The organism is Virgisporangium aurantiacum (assembly GCF_016863635.1).
Lineage (GTDB): Bacteria > Actinomycetota > Actinomycetes > Mycobacteriales > Micromonosporaceae > Virgisporangium > Virgisporangium aurantiacum.
Window position 1 is genome coordinate 19,259 of the sequence record NZ_BOPG01000033.1, and the last position, 14,382, is coordinate 33,640.

Annotated in this window: 13 protein-coding genes; 12 read left to right on the forward strand and 1 reads right to left on the reverse strand. The window is 72.2% G+C overall.

The window, feature by feature from the left end:
• Positions 1 to 26 precede the first annotated feature (26 nt).
• From Vau01_RS25780 to Vau01_RS25800, 5 genes are all read left to right on the forward strand, one after another.
• Entirely contained in the window at positions 27 to 1,895 is a 1,869-nt protein-coding gene (locus Vau01_RS25780) for a vWA domain-containing protein (protein WP_203997209.1), read from the forward strand.
• Between the two features lie 100 nt (positions 1,896 to 1,995).
• Complete coding sequence (locus tag Vau01_RS25785) at positions 1,996 to 2,949, forward strand: hypothetical protein (RefSeq protein WP_203997210.1); 954 nt, start codon at positions 1,996 to 1,998, stop codon at positions 2,947 to 2,949.
• A gap of 7 nt (positions 2,950 to 2,956) precedes the next feature.
• Positions 2,957 to 3,313, forward strand: a complete 357-nt coding sequence (locus Vau01_RS25790; protein WP_203997211.1) for a hypothetical protein — start codon at positions 2,957 to 2,959, stop codon at positions 3,311 to 3,313.
• Between the two features lie 3 nt (positions 3,314 to 3,316).
• Positions 3,317 to 3,565: a hypothetical protein gene (locus tag Vau01_RS25795; RefSeq protein ID WP_203997212.1), complete on the forward strand. Its 249-nt coding sequence runs from the start codon at positions 3,317 to 3,319 to the stop codon at positions 3,563 to 3,565.
• Positions 3,559 to 4,128 carry a ThiF family adenylyltransferase gene (locus Vau01_RS25800; RefSeq protein WP_203997214.1) on the forward strand — a complete coding sequence of 190 codons (570 nt, stop codon included), beginning with the start codon at positions 3,559 to 3,561 and terminating at the stop codon, positions 4,126 to 4,128. Before Vau01_RS25795 ends, Vau01_RS25800 begins: the two co-directional genes overlap by 7 nt.
• Here the strand turns inward: Vau01_RS25800 and Vau01_RS25805 are convergent.
• Complete coding sequence (locus Vau01_RS25805; protein WP_203997217.1) at positions 4,115 to 5,230, reverse strand: hypothetical protein; 1,116 nt, start codon at positions 5,228 to 5,230, stop codon at positions 4,115 to 4,117. The genes Vau01_RS25800 and Vau01_RS25805 overlap by 14 nt on opposite strands.
• 73 nt (positions 5,231 to 5,303) lie before the next feature.
• Between Vau01_RS25805 and Vau01_RS25810 the strand changes: the two genes are divergently transcribed.
• The 7 genes from Vau01_RS25810 to obgE all read left to right on the forward strand — a co-directional run bounded on the left by Vau01_RS25810 (position 5,304) and on the right by obgE (position 14,365).
• Entirely contained in the window at positions 5,304 to 7,250 is a 1,947-nt protein-coding gene (locus Vau01_RS25810; RefSeq protein ID WP_203997219.1) for a TIGR03960 family B12-binding radical SAM protein, read from the forward strand.
• Positions 7,243 to 8,025: a TIGR03936 family radical SAM-associated protein gene (locus tag Vau01_RS25815; protein ID WP_203997221.1), complete on the forward strand. Its 783-nt coding sequence runs from the start codon at positions 7,243 to 7,245 to the stop codon at positions 8,023 to 8,025. Before Vau01_RS25810 ends, Vau01_RS25815 begins: the two co-directional genes overlap by 8 nt.
• An 89-nt stretch (positions 8,026 to 8,114) precedes the next feature.
• Complete coding sequence (locus tag Vau01_RS25820; RefSeq protein ID WP_444546039.1) at positions 8,115 to 11,426, forward strand: Rne/Rng family ribonuclease; 3,312 nt, start codon at positions 8,115 to 8,117, stop codon at positions 11,424 to 11,426.
• A gap of 134 nt (positions 11,427 to 11,560) precedes the next feature.
• Positions 11,561 to 12,133, forward strand: a complete 573-nt coding sequence (locus Vau01_RS25825; protein ID WP_203997222.1) for an Rv2240c family protein — start codon at positions 11,561 to 11,563, stop codon at positions 12,131 to 12,133.
• A 142-nt stretch (positions 12,134 to 12,275) separates the two neighbouring features.
• Positions 12,276 to 12,590, forward strand: a complete 315-nt coding sequence (gene rplU / locus Vau01_RS25830) for a 50S ribosomal protein L21 (protein WP_203997225.1) — start codon at positions 12,276 to 12,278, stop codon at positions 12,588 to 12,590.
• 7 nt (positions 12,591 to 12,597) lie between these two features.
• Positions 12,598 to 12,855 (forward strand): 50S ribosomal protein L27, encoded by a 258-nt coding sequence (gene rpmA / locus Vau01_RS25835; RefSeq protein WP_203997227.1) that lies wholly within the window; start codon positions 12,598 to 12,600, stop codon positions 12,853 to 12,855.
• 79 nt (positions 12,856 to 12,934) lie between these two features.
• Positions 12,935 to 14,365: a GTPase ObgE gene (gene obgE / locus Vau01_RS25840; RefSeq protein ID WP_203997228.1), complete on the forward strand. Its 1,431-nt coding sequence runs from the start codon at positions 12,935 to 12,937 to the stop codon at positions 14,363 to 14,365.
• Positions 14,366 to 14,382: the final 17 nt, after the last annotated feature.

Consider the following 14,382-nt stretch of genomic DNA (forward strand, 5'->3'; position numbering starts at 1 on the left):
TCATTACACGGGGATTCAACGTCGCCATGAACCTGCCAGCCGAAGACCGCGGCGCCGCCGACCGCCTGCTCCACCTGGTGCTGAACTCCGGCGCCCACCTGTGGCACAACCGGCCGGGCATCGACAGCAACGGTCAATGGCTCCCGGCCACGCGCGGCCGCCGGCAACCCGGCGCTGCGTTGTCGGCGCTCGCTCCGCTCGCGCGGGCCCCGGGGCCCGAGGAGGCGACGTCTTCCCTCGTCGCTCCGGTCGCTGCGCTCCCTGCGCTCCTCAGTACAGACGCCGCCGGCCCCGGGGCCAAGCGGGTGGCACCTGGGCTGTTCGCGCCCGCGGCGGTGCACCTCTACGGCACACTGCTCGACATCTACCGTCTCGACCCCGAACTCGCCGCCCGGTTCGCCAGCTACGCCGCCACCGAGAGCGACTGGCGTGACCTGCAGGTGTGCCTGGCCGCGCTGATGCTGGTGCAGCACCGCACCGGCGCGCCGGTGCACGACGACGACGGTTCGGTCGCCTTTCACGACGACGACTATCGCGGGGTGGGCGTCGCGATGATGCTGCGCCTCGGCGACCGGTCGATGACGCCCAAGCAGGTGCTCCGGGTCGCCCACCTGCTGGAGACGCCCGAGATCGCCGCGCTCAACCGGTCTGCCGGATTTGCCGACCCGGCGGGCCGCAAGCCGCCGCTCGGGCGGTGGCCCGCCGCCGCCCGGCGTTGGCTCGCGCACCGCGAGCGCAACGCCCCGCTGCTCGACGGCCTGGTCAAGGCCGGTTACAAGGAGACGATCAAGGCGCTGGCCCGCAAGTGCGGCTACAAGCCGGCCACCGACCGGTTCTTCAGCGTGCTCGGCTGGGCGCAGAAGCAGGCCGCCGGCGGGCACCGCACCGTGGGCGTCGGCGGCGACCTGGTGCTCCAGCGCCGCGAGCGGTTCGACGGGCTCGGCGAGGCCGAGATCTGCGAGCGCATCGTCGCGGAGAAGCTGTCGTTCAAGGAGACGGTCGGCCGGCTGCCGGCCGGCGTCGGCCTCACGCCGGCGATCATGGTGACACTGCTGCCGTCGCTGAGCGACCGGGACGTCCGCATCCTGACGCCCACGCTGGAGAGCCTCGGCCTGCTCGCCGACGCCGAGATCCGTGCCCGCTGGGAGAAGGCCCTGCTCTCGGCCACCGACCAGCGGTCGTTGAACGTCGCCCGCAACGTGCGCGGTGCCGACGTGCGCGAGTCGCTGGAGGTCGCCGCCGAGGCCGCGGTCGCCAGCGCGGTCAGCGACGCCGTCGCCGACGAAGACGTGCACGTGTTCTTCCTGGTCGACAAGTCGGGCTCGATGGAGGGCGCGATCGCGAAGTCGAAGGAGACGCTGGTCCGCATCCTCGCCGGCTTCCCGCCGGAGCGGCTGCACATCGCGACGTTCGACACCATGGGCCGGGTGCTGCGGCCGAAGGTGACCAGCCGGGCCGGTGTCACGCACCTGCTGTCGTCGGTCAACGCCGGCGGCGGCACGCTGCACGGCGCCGCGCTGCGCGCGCTTCGCGTGGCCGAGGTCGAGATCCCGGCCGGCGCGGCGCTGATCGTGATCGTGGTCGGCGACGAGGCCGGCGAGAGCGGATCGGGATTCGCCGAGGCGTTCCGGAGCTACGGCTACCGGCCGTCGGCGATCGCGTTGATCGTCAATGTCGACAGCAGTTGGCAGCGCGGCAGCACGGTGCGCGACGCGTCGCACGATCTCGGCGTGCCGTTCAGCGAGGTCGAGGTGGGCCAGTTCGACGATCCGTACCAGGTGACGCGGGTGCTCAAGACGCTGCTCGACGCGCCGGTGGCCGATCGGTCGCGCCCGGCTGCCTCGTACCCGTGGCTCGACAAGGTGTTGGCAACTCCCCTCCTCACGGCGACATGACCGAGCGGAGCGAGGTCATCATTTGGCTCAGTGGAGCCGAGGAGGGCGCGGAGCGACCGCCTCGGCGGCATGGCCGCAGGTCGCGGAGCGAGCTGCGGCCATGACGGATTACAGGCGATTCCTGAAGCACGAGGCCGAGACGATGGTGCTGCCGTACCTCGGCGGCCCCTACGTCGACACCCGCGACCGGCGGCTGCGGGCGTCCGGCGCCACCTCCACCGGGTACTGGCGGTTCGAGGTCAGCGGGCGCACCGCGACGGCGGTCGAACCCGCCGACCCGCCCGACCTGAGCGACCTGCCCGCGGTGCGCGGCTACTGGGTGGCCGGCTATCTGGTCGGTGAGCGGGCCGTCGCGTACCGCCTCGCGATGGGGCCGGACACCGATCCGATGCGGTTCGCGCCGGTGATCGCGCGGCGGTGGCCGGGCGGGGCGTTGCTGTACGACACGGAGGACTTCGAGACCGGTGTCGAAGACCGGGTGCGGGCCGTGTTCGAGCAGGGTACCGAGCAGGGCGTGAACGGCTCGCTGACGGCGATCTCCGGCGTGCCGGCGCCGTTGCGGGCGGCGTTCGGGTACGCCGTCATGCTGCGGGTGGCCACCGCGCTGGGTGTGCCGATGCGGCCGGTGCAGTTGCGGTGGCACATCGGTGAACTCGTCGCGGTGGGCGACGTCGCGGCCCGCCGGATCCTCACGGCCGCGCAGGAGCGGCGCTACGCCGAGCCGAACCACGTCGAGGAGTGGCGGGCGCAGCGCACCGACGCGCGGCTGCGGCCCACCTCGTCGCGGGAGCGGGTGCTGGAGCGGGCCGAGGCCGCCCTGTACGGCGCCGGCGCGGTGCTGCGCGACAGCCGGTGGCTCAGCGGCGACCTGCTCGAGGTGCGGTACGACTTCATGGACGACCGGTTCGTCTCGGTGGTCGACGGTGAGTCGCTGCGGGTGGTCGACGCCGGGATCTGCCTGGCCGGCGCCGACCGCCGGGTCACACTGGAGAGCCTGCCGGGCGTGATCGCCGAGGCGATCCGCACGTTCCAGTTGGAGATCACCGCGTGGTGACTGCGTCTTGTTAGTCACCGAGGTGTGCTTTTTATTGGACGCCGAGGGCACGGTGCTGTGGCGCGACTCCTCCGGCGACCCGTCGGCGTTGCCCGACTCGCGGGAGCGGTGGTCCGCGATCTGGGCCTGTCGCGACGCGCTCGCCGAGGTGGCCCACTCGCATCCCCGCGGCCCGTTGGCGTTCTCCGCCACCGATCTGTCCACTATGGACGCCGTCGACGCAGCCCTCGGCCGCCCGCTCGGATACGCCGTGGTGACACCGGAAAACCTGCTGCGCCGACGGCCCGATGGCACCACCCTGATCGAGGACGTCGAACCGGCGTGGGTTCTCGACCTGCGCCGGGCATCCGGACTGGGGGGATAGGGCATGGCGATTCTGAACGTGACGTACAGCGGCCGCTCGGCCGACGTCCCGTGGGACGTCGACGACAAGCTCAGCGACGCCGAGGTGAAGCGCGTCGCGGCCGAGGCGATGCGCGAGCGGGCGATGCGGCGCGCGCTGCATACCGACACCGCGCAGCCGGGCCTGTTCGCCAACTTCGTCGTCGACCGGATCCACGGTCCCGACGGGGTGCTGCGGCTCTACCTGCGGCCGAAGGTGCCGTTCGGGTGTTGATTCTCTTCTGCGGCGCGGGCGCGCTCGGCTCCACCGCCGTCACCCTGTGCCGCACGCTGCCGGCGAAACTGTCCATTGTGGACTTCGACCGGGTGGAGTCGAAGAACCTGCTGTCACAGGCGTTCACGCGCCAGGCGGTCGGCCGGAACAAGGCCGAGGCGCTGAAGTTGCAACTGCGCACGTTCTACGGTGTCGACGCGACGGCGTATCCGGTGCGACTCACGGCCGACAACGTCGCCACCGTGGCCGCCGGTGCCGACCTGCTCGTCGACTGCTTCGACAACGCCGCCTCGCGGCTGGTGGTGCGCACGTTCGCGGCCACGGCCGGAGTGCCGTCGGTGCACGCCGGGCTCGCCGCCGACGGCACGTTCGGGCTGGTGCGGTGGGGCGAGCGGTTCGAGCCCGACGACCCTGATGACGCGGCCGAGCCCGGGCGAACTGCCACCTGCGTCGACGGCGAGCACCTGCCGTTCATCGGGCTGGTCGCGGCGCGGCTCGCCACCGTTGTCGCGCGGTTCGTCCGGGCCGGGGAGCAGGAGGACTCGCTGGTCACCCTCGCTTGAGGACGGCGCCGCGGATCGTGTCGAGCAGCGTCGACGACTCGTCGACCGAGCGGTTGCCGAACACCCCCACGGCCAGCGACCCGTGGTCGGCCCAGCCGCAGACCGCCACCGTGCGACCGTTCAGCGAGCCGGTGCCGCAGCGCTTGTAGCCGCCCAGCGGGCCGGCGTCGACCTCGGCGTCACCGGTGATCTTCAGGTCGCCGGTGAGGTCGGCGAAGCGCGCGGTGAGGTCCTTCTCCGGGTTCCAGATGAACCGGGTGGTCGCCAGCAGCGTCGCGCCGCGCTGGCGGCTGTCGCTGTAGAGGACCGACAGCGAGCCCTCGTCCCACTGCTCCGACTCCACCTTGCCGAGGAGCGCGTCGGCGGTCTTCTGGCGGGTGGCGTCCTTCGAGCGGGTCAGGCCCGGCACGTCGGCCTCGGCCGCGATGCTCGCCGGGTACTCCTCGGTGTACGGCTTGGCCCACAGGGTGGCGCCGCCGCAGCAGGCGACCGCCGCCAGGAACCAGAACAGCAGCCACCACGGCCAGCGGCGGCGCCGCCGTCGGGGCGCGGGCGGTGGGGCCGCGTACGGGTACGGATTCACGGGTGGGCGAGCGGGCTGTGCCCGTCTCCTCTGATCTTGCGGACGTGGCGGGCGACCGGCCGGTGGGCCGTAACCACCGCGCTGGCCGGCCCATGACGTGGGTGGGCCCGCCGGCGGCCCGTAATAGCCCGGCGGCGGTTGCGCCGGCCGGGTGTGACCCGGCGGCAGTTGCGGTGGCATCGAGCGGGTCGGTGGCTGCGCCGGCGGCGGGGCGACCTGGGCGACCCGGCGGCGGCCGGACCGCCAGACGCGGAAGCGTTCCCGCAGCGTGGGGCCGTAGTCGTCGTCGGCGGGCAGATCGTAGGTGTCTTCGTCGTCGTCGCGCAGGCCGCTCCGGCGGCGCGGAGTGCCCGGCGGGGGGACGGTGGCCGAGCCCGACCAGCGCGGCTCGGGATCTTGTGTCTCGCCTTGGGCGGCTTCGCCGGAAATGCGGATCGTCGGGGACTCGTCGTCGCTGGGGTCGGGGAGCGCCGGGGTCACCTGAGCGCCCGGCAACTTCGGATCGTCCCGATCCGACATGACCCCACCCCCCGGTCGCTCTCACGTTTTGTAATTCGAGAGTACGGCGGTGGTTCACGTACGCTGGGTTCCCGTGACCGTTACGAGCGTTTTCCCGCAGCTCGAGCACCTGCTGCCGCAGGTCAGCAAGCCGATCCAGTACGTGGGTGGCGAGTTGGGTGCCGTGGTCAAGCCGTGGGAGGCGGCCGCCGTGCGGTGGGTGCTCATGTACCCCGACGCGTACGAGGTCGGCCAGCCGAACCAGGGCGTCCAGATCCTGTACGAGGTGCTGAACGAGCGCGACGACGTGCTGGCCGAGCGCACGTACGCCGTCTGGCCCGACCTCGAGGAGCTGATGCGCACCCACGGCGTGCCTCAGTTCACGGTCGACAGCCACCGTCCGGTCGGCGCGTTCGACCTCTTCGGCATCTCGTTCGCGACCGAGCTCGGCTACACGAACCTGCTCACGGCGCTGGATCTCGCGGGGATTCCGTTCTCTTCCGCCGACCGCACCGATCATCCGCTGGTGATCGCCGGCGGGCACGCGGCCTTCAACCCGGAGCCGATCGCCGACTTCATCGACGCCGCGGTGCTGGGCGACGGCGAGGAGGCCGTCCTCGAAATCACGAACATCGTTCGTGACTGGAAGGCGGCGGGGTCGCCGGGTGGGCGCGACGAGATCCTGCTGCGGCTCGCCCGCACCGAGAGCATCTACGTGCCGCGCTTCTACGACGTCGACTACCTGCCCGACGGTCGCATTCAGCGGATCGTGCCGAACCGGGCAGACGTGCCGTTCCGGGTGCACAAGCGCACCACGATGAACCTCGACGAGTGGCCCTACCCGAAGAAGCCGATCGTGCCGCTCGCCGAGACCGTGCACGAGCGGTACGCGGTGGAGATCTTCCGGGGCTGCACCCGCGGCTGCCGGTTCTGCCAGGCGGGCATGATCACGCGGCCGGTGCGGGAGCGGTCGATCACCACCGTGGCGCAGATGGTCCGCGACGGGCTGGAGTACTCCGGGTTCACCGAAGTGGGTCTGTTGTCGCTGTCGTCGGCCGACCACTCCGAGATCGGCGACATGTGCTCCGGGCTGGCCGAGCAGTACGCGGGCACGAACGTGTCGCTGTCGCTGCCGTCGACCCGCGTCGACGCGTTCAACATCACGCTGGCCGAGGAGCTGTCGAAGAACGGGCGGCGGACCGGCCTGACGTTCGCGCCGGAGGGCGGCTCCGAGCGCATCCGGCGGGTGATCAACAAGATGGTGTCCGAGGAAGACCTGATCCGGACCGTGGTCACCGCCTACACGAACGGCTGGCGGCAGGTGAAGCTGTACTTCATGTGCGGCCTCCCGACCGAGACCGACGACGACGTGGTGCAGATCGCGCGGCTGGCGCACGAGGTGATCAAGGCCGGGCGGGCGGCGACCGGGACCAAGGACATCCGGTGCACCGTGTCGATCGGCGGGTTCGTGCCGAAGCCGCACACGCCGTTCCAGTGGGCGTCGATGGCGTCGCCGGAAGTGATCGACAACCGGCTGCGGCTGCTGAAGCAGGCCATCAACGCCGACCGGTCGCTCGGGCGGGCGATCGGCTACCGGTACCACGACGGGCAGCCGTCGCTGATCGAGGGCCTGCTGTCGCGCGGCGACCGCCGGGTCGGCGCGGTGATCCGCCAGGTCTGGGCGGACGGGGGACGCTTCGACGGCTGGTCGGAGCACTTCTCGTTCGACCGGTGGGTGAATGCCGCGGCTTCCGTCCTGCCCGATTTTGGCCTTGACCTGGACTGGTACACCACCCGCGAGCGCGGCGAGGCCGAGGTGCTGCCCTGGGACCACCTCGACTCCGGCCTCGACAAGACCTGGCTCTGGCAGGACTGGCAGGACTCGGTCTCCGGCTACGAGCAGGACGACTGCCGCTGGACCCCGTGCTTCGACTGCGGCGTGTGCCCCAGCCAGGACACCGAGATCCAGATCGGCCCGACCGGTAAGAAGCTCGTGCCGCTGACGCTGAACAGCACGCTGAGGGTGCCCGCCAATGGCTAAGAACCAGCCGCCGGGCGGGCAGGCGCCGATCGTGCAGCGGGTGCGCCTGCGGTACGCCAAGCGCGGGCCGCTGAGATTTACCTCACATCGCGACTTCGCCCGGGCGTTCGAGCGGGCCATCCACCGCGCCGGCGTGCCGATCGCGTACTCGCAGGGCTTCTCGCCGCACCCGAAGGTGTCCTACGCGTCGGCGGCGCCGACCGGGGTCGCCAGCGAGGCCGAGTACCTGGAGATCGGGCTGCGCGAGGTGGTCGACGTCGGCCTGCTGGCCCGGGCCGTCGACGCGGCCCTGTCGCCCGGTCTCGACGTCGTCGACGCGATGGAGGCTCCGCTCGCCGGTGGCGGGTCGCTCGCCGACCGGATCGACGCCGGATCGTGGACGATCGAACTGCCCGGCGTGCCCTCCGCGGTGGCGTCCGCCGCGGTCGAGGCCTTCCTGGCGGCGGCCGAGGTGCCGGTCGAACGGATGACCAAGCAGGGCCGCCGGACGTTCGACGCGCGGGTCGCCGTCGCGTCGCTCGCCGTGCGGGATGACGTACCTTCCGGGGTCGACGGCGCACCGTGTGCGATACTCGACCTTGTCGTACGGCAGGTCACCCCGACCGTGCGACCCGATGACGTTCTGTCCGGCCTGCGCGTGGTCGCTGGCCTGGAGCCGCCGAGCCCGCCGAGGGCGACCCGGCTGGCCCAGGGATTGCTCACCACGGAGGGCGAGATCGTCGATCCGTTCGCGGCTGACCGCGCACAGGAGGCCATCGGCGCCCCGTCGGCCTGACGGGGTGGGCAGACTTCGGTGGCCAGCCGCCCGCGCTTTAGATCTTGGAGCGGGGTGGCGGGCCGTCGGCACCACAACGGTGCTCCTGCGTGGCTGCGTTGGCACGCGCCCGGGAGCGCCAGAACTGGAGAACGTCCCGAATGCTCGACAACGAGCCGAGCGGCGAGACGGGTGGGGCGCAGACGCACCCCGACGTTGCCTCAGCCGCCGATACGTCCGACATCCCTACGACCCCTGCTCCGAGCAAGTGGGAACAGCTGCCGCCCCTGGTGGCGGCCGATGAGCTGACCGACGAGGCCGAGGAGGCTTCCGAGCCGTTGGCCGAGGAGGCCGACGCGCCGTCCGGTGTGGCGGCTGAGCTGCCGGCTGAGCCCGTTCAGGCGCCGGCAGTGGTTGCCGAGGTGCCGGCCGCGGTGCCTGTCGCCGAGGCGCCGGCCGCGGTGCCGGTCGCCGAAGTGCCGGCCGCGGTGCCGGTCGCCGAGGCGCCGGCTGCCGTGGCGCCGGCTGCCGTGGCGCCGGCTGCCGTGGCGCCGGCTGCCGTGGCGCCGGCTGCCGTGGCGCCGGCTGCCGAGGTGCCGGCCGAGGTCACCGAGGAGCCGGCGGCGCCGGCCCGGCGGAGCCGGCGGCGGGCCACCAAGAGCACCCCGGCGGCCGCGGCCCCGGAGGTCTCGGCCGGGGCGGCCGTCGAACCGGGTGCGGCGATCGAGGCCGAGGCGGCCGTCGAAGCGGTCGAGCCCGCGGCGGAGCCGGCCCCGCGTACCCGTCGCCGGCGGGCCACCAAGGCCGCGGCTCCGGCGGCAGACGCTCCGGCGGCCGAGGCAGTTCCGGCCGCTGAGCCGGACGCGGCGGGGGAGACCCCGTCCGTGGAAAACGACAATCTTCCCGAACCTGACACCATCGGCGTGTCTACCGAAACGGCGCCGGAGCCGGCGCGCCGGACGCGGCGGCGGTCGAGTGCGGCCGCGCCACCGGTGCTCATCGAGCCGGGCGCCCCCGATGCCGCGGAGGCCTCGGCCGCGCCCGAGGAGGCCGCGGCGCCGACCCGGTCCCGGCGGCGGCCGGCGCCGGCCGTCGTGCTGTTCATGGCGGCCGAGACCACCGAGGAAGAGGCGCCACCCACCCGGACCCGACGGTCCCGGGCGGCCGCCGCACCCGTGGTCCCGGCCATCCCGGCCGCCGAGGAGCCGGTGCGGCGGGCAGACCGCGCCGACGGCGACGCTCACGACGTCACCGAAGACAGCGAAACCGAGGCGGCGGGTGAGCCGCCGGCGCGGACCAGGCGGCGGCGCGGCCGGCGCGGGGCCGACGCCGAGCCGGCGGTGCCGGAAGAGACCGCTGAGGAGCCCGAGGACGTCACCGACGCCGACACCGAGGACGACGACGAGGACGACGACTCGACCGCCGCCGGTCGCCGCCGCCGGCGTGGGCGCCGGGGACGCGGCCGGGGCCGGGGCGGAGCCGACGACGAGGGCGACGGCGAGACCGAACCCGACGCGGTCGACGACACCGAGGCCGTCGCCGAGGACGAGGACGACGACGAGGGCTCGACCACGCGCCGCCGGCGCCGGCGGCGCCGGAAGGGCGCGGCCGACTCCGACGCGAGCGACGACCCGAACGTGGTCGTCAAGATCCGCGAGCCGCGGCCGGCGCGCGACGAGGTGCAGGGCGTCTCCGGGTCCACGCGCCTGGAAGCCAAGCGGCAGCGCCGGCGCGACGGTCGTGAGCAGCGGCGGACCCGTCCGCCGATCCTGAGCGAGGCCGAGTTCCTGGCCCGCCGGGAGGCGGTCGACCGGGTGATGGTCGTGCGGCAGCGCGGCGAACGAACCCAGATCGCCGTGCTCGAAGACGACATCCTGGTCGAGCACTACGTGACCCGGAGCACGTCGCAGACGCTGGTCGGCAGCGTGTTCCTCGGCCGGGTGCAGAACGTGCTGCCCAGCATGGAGGCGGCGTTCGTCGACGTCGGGCGGGGGCGCAACGCCGTCCTCTACGCCGGCGAGGTCAACTGGGACGCCACCGGGCTCGAGGGCCGCACCCGCACGATCGAGCAGGCGCTGAAGTCGGGCGACTCCGTGCTCGTGCAGGTGACCAAGGACCCGATCGGGACCAAGGGCGCGCGGCTCACCAGCCACATCGCGTTGAGCGGCCGGCACCTCGTGTACGTGCCGAACGGGAACGCGTCCGGGATCAGCCGCAAGCTGCCCGACGTCGAGCGCAAGCGCCTGCGCGACATCCTCAAGAACCTGGTGCCCGAGGGCGCCGGCGTGATCGTGCGCACCGCCGCCGAGGGGGCCAGCGAAGACGAGCTGAGCCGGGACGTCGCCCGGCTGCAGGCGCAGTGGGAGGCGATCCAGAAGCGGTCGACCTCGGTGAACGCGCCGGCCATCCTCGACGAGGAGCCCGACCTGGTGATCCGGGTCGTCCGTGACCTGTTCAACGAGGACTTCAAGGATCTCGTGATCCAGGGCACCGACGCGTACGAGATGGTCGAGCCCTACCTGCAGCACGTCTCGCCCGACCTGGTGCCGCGGCTGCGCCGCTACACCGGCACCGGCGACGTCTTCCACGACATGCGCATCGACGAGCAGTTGATGAAGGCGCTCGACCGGAAGGTCTTCCTTCCGTCCGGCGGCTCGCTGGTGATCGACCGTACCGAGGCGATGACCGTCATCGACGTCAACACCGGGAAGTACACCGGAGCCGGCGGCAACCTCGAGGAGACGGTCACCCGCAACAACCTGGAGGCGGCCGAGGAGATCGTGCGCCAGCTGCGGCTGCGCGACATCGGCGGCATCATCGTGATCGACTTCATCGACATGGTGCTCGAGTCGAACCGCGACCTGGTGCTGCGCCGCCTCACCGAGTGCCTCGGCCGCGACCGCACCAAGCACCAGGTCACCGAGATCACGTCGCTCGGCCTGGTGCAGATGACCCGCAAGCGGGTGGGCCAGGGCCTGCTGGAGGCGTTCAGCGAGACCTGCGAGCACTGCCGCGGGCGGGGCCTGATCATCCACCCGGAGCCGGTCGGCGACAAGCGCGGCGGCGGGGGTGGCGGCGGCAACGGCCACGGCGGCGACCGGTCGGCGCTCGCGAAGGTCGCGGCCGCGTCCTCGGCGCCGGCGGCCACGAACGGCTCCGGCGGCGAGGGGACGACGACGCGGGCCAGCCGGCGCCGCAGCCGGCGCGGATCGGCCGCCGCGGTGGCGGAGGCGCCGGAGGTCGAGGCGCCGGAGGTCGAACCGGTCGACGTCGAGGAGGCGGAGACCGAGGACATCGAGGACCCGACCGTCGAGGCCGACGAGGCCGCTGTGGTCGAGGACACCGACGGTGACGCCGACGACACGGGTGACGGGCTGCGTCGCCGCACCCGGCGCGGCACGAGGCGGCGCACCCGTCCTTAGGTCGTGACCTGGCAGTCAGCTGTGACCTGGCTGCCAGGTTCATCGAATACGGTCGCATCGAGCGGTACCGGTTCGGGTAAGCGACGTACTGTGTGCCGCGGCACCGCCGTACGTCGACCGAGGAGTTCCCCCTGATGCTTGCTCGAACCGGGCTGGTTCTGTTCGCGTCCGTCGCGCTCGCCGTCGGACTCGCCGGATGCGGTAACGACAAGCCGAAGCGCTCCGGGTCCGGCGCGCCGAACGCGTCCGCGTCGGCCTCCGCGTCCGGATCGGCACCGGCCGGGGTCGACCCCTCGGCCTCGGGCGGGTCCGGTGCTCCGGGTGCTCCCGGTGACCCGGGCGTCGCCGGTGACGGCGGCACCGCGACCGGCTCCGACAAGCAGGTCTGCGCCGACCAGGAGAAGCTCGTCGCCGACTCGACCCGCAGGTTCGGCGAGGCGGTCGTGCAGGCGGCCTCGGGCGAGGGTGGCGAGCAGGCGGCCGTCAACGCGGTGAAGACGCTGTTCTCGGAGTGGGCGGCCGGCATGCGCACCCAGGCCGGCAAGGCGACGAGCCCGGAGCTGAAGCAGGCGCTCACCGAGTACGCCCAGGGCCTCGAGAAGGTCAACAGCCAGATCAACGGCGTGCAGGACCTGGACAAACTGGGCGACCTGAACACGGCCGAGATCGAGTCGGCCACCGACAAGGTGCTGCGCATCTGCGGCTGATCCCCGGGATTTGGGTCGTCGGGGCTCCATGGCGTACGCTTGCCTGCGGCGCATTTCTATGCGCCCCGTTGCTGTGTGCCCGAGGTTATCCGGGGGTCCGGCAACCATCAAGGTCCACCAGCTACGACAGGAGTCCGCGTCGATGTACGCGATCGTCAAGACCGGCGGCAAGCAGTACAAGGTCGCTGAGGGCGACGTGATCGAGGTCGAGAAGCTCGCCGGTGCGCCGGGCGACTCGCTGTCGCTGGCCGCGGTTCTCCTGGTCGATGGCGACAACCTGGTCACCGACGCGGCGAAGCTGGCCAGCGTCGCGGTCACCGCCGAGCTCGTCGCCCACACCAAGGGTCCGAAGATCCGGATCCACAAGTTCAAGAACAAGACCGGGTACCACAAGCGTCAGGGTCACCGTCAGCCGTTGACGCAGGTCAAGGTGACCGGCATCAAGTCCGGAAAGTAGGCAGGCGATGGCTCATAAAAAGGGTGCCTCCAGCTCGCGCAACGGTCGCGACTCGAAGGCTCAGCGGCTCGGCGTGAAGCGGTTCGGCGGCCAGTTGGTCAACGCCGGAACGATCATCATCCGCCAGCGTGGTACCAAGTTCCACCCGGGCGAGCTCGTCGGTCGCGGCGGCGACGACACGCTGTTCGCCCTTGCTCGCGGCTCGGTGCTGTTCGCCAACCGGCGCGGCCGCAAGACCGTCAGCATCGTGCCGGTCGAGGCGTAACACACACAGCTTTTCGTCAACGGCGGGTTCCGGGCTCGAACGCCCGGGCCCGCCGTTGATGCTTGTTGAGAGGATCATCGTGGCCAGTTTTGTCGACCGGGTGGTTTTGCATGTGCGCGCCGGCGACGGTGGCCACGGATGCGTCTCCGTCCACCGGGAGAAGTTCAAGCCGTTCGGCGGCCCCGACGGCGGTGACGGCGGGCATGGCGGCAACGTGACGCTCGTCGTCGACCCGCAGGTGCACACCCTGCTCGACTTCCGCTTCCGCCCGCACGTGCGGGCCGGCAACGGCAAGGGCGGCCAGGGTGGCGACCGCGACGGCGCCAACGGTGAGGAACTGGTGCTGCCGGTGCCCGACGGCACCGTCGTGTACTCCGAGAGCGGCGAGCTGCTGGTCGACCTGATCGGCGAGGGCACGTCCCACGTGATCGCGATGGGCGGCCGGGGCGGGCGCGGGAACGCGGCGCTGGCGAACACCCGGCGCAAGGCGCCCGGCTTCGCCGAACTGGGCGAGCCCGGCGAGCAGTTCGACGTGGTGCTGGAGCTCAAGAGCGTCGCCGACGTGGGGCTGGTCGGCTTCCCGTCGGCGGGGAAGTCGTCGCTGATCGCGGTGATGTCGGCGGCCCGGCCGAAGATCGCCGACTACCCGTTCACCACGCTGACCCCGAACCTCGGGGTGGTGCGCGTCGACGACCACACGTTCACGGTGGCCGACGTTCCCGGGCTCATTCCCGGTGCGGCCGACGGTCGGGGGCTGGGGCTGGAGTTCCTGCGGCACATCGAGCGGTGCGCGGTGCTCGTCCACGTGGTCGACACGGCCGCATTGGAGACGGAGCGCGACCCGCTCGCGGACATCGACGCGATCGAGGCCGAACTGGCCGCCTACGGCGGCCTGGAGGACCGGCCGCGGCTGGTGGCGCTGAACAAGATCGACGTGCCCGACGGGCGCGACCTGGCCGAGATGGTGCGGCCCGACCTGGAGGCGCGCGGGCTGGCGGCCTACGAGGTCAGCGCGGCGACCCGGGAAGGGTTGCGGGAACTCATGTTCGCGATGGCGCAGGCCGTCGAGGAGCACCGCAAGTCGGCGCCGCCGCTGGAGCGGACCCGCATCGTGTTGCGGCCGACGGCGGTGAACGACTCCGGGTTCACCATCGAGCAGGACGACGAGGGCGTCTACGTGGTGCACGGCACGAAGCCCGAGCGGTGGGTGCGCCAGACCATGTTCGACAACGACGAAGCGGTCGGATATCTGGCTGACCGGCTGGCCCGGCTCGGCGTCGAGGACGCGTTGGCGAAGGCCGGCGCCGAACCCGGCTCCCCGGTGCGCATCGGCATGCGTGAATTCGACTGGCACCCCACGGTGCCGGTCGGCGACAACTTCGTTCCAGGTCCCCGCGGCACCGACCGGCGGCTCGACGTCGACGAGGTTCGCGCAGCCGCCGCGGAGCGGCTCGCGGCACGCAATGCGCGCCGCGTCCACACGGAGGTTGACGACGAATGGACCGACTGAGTTCGGCGCCAACACCC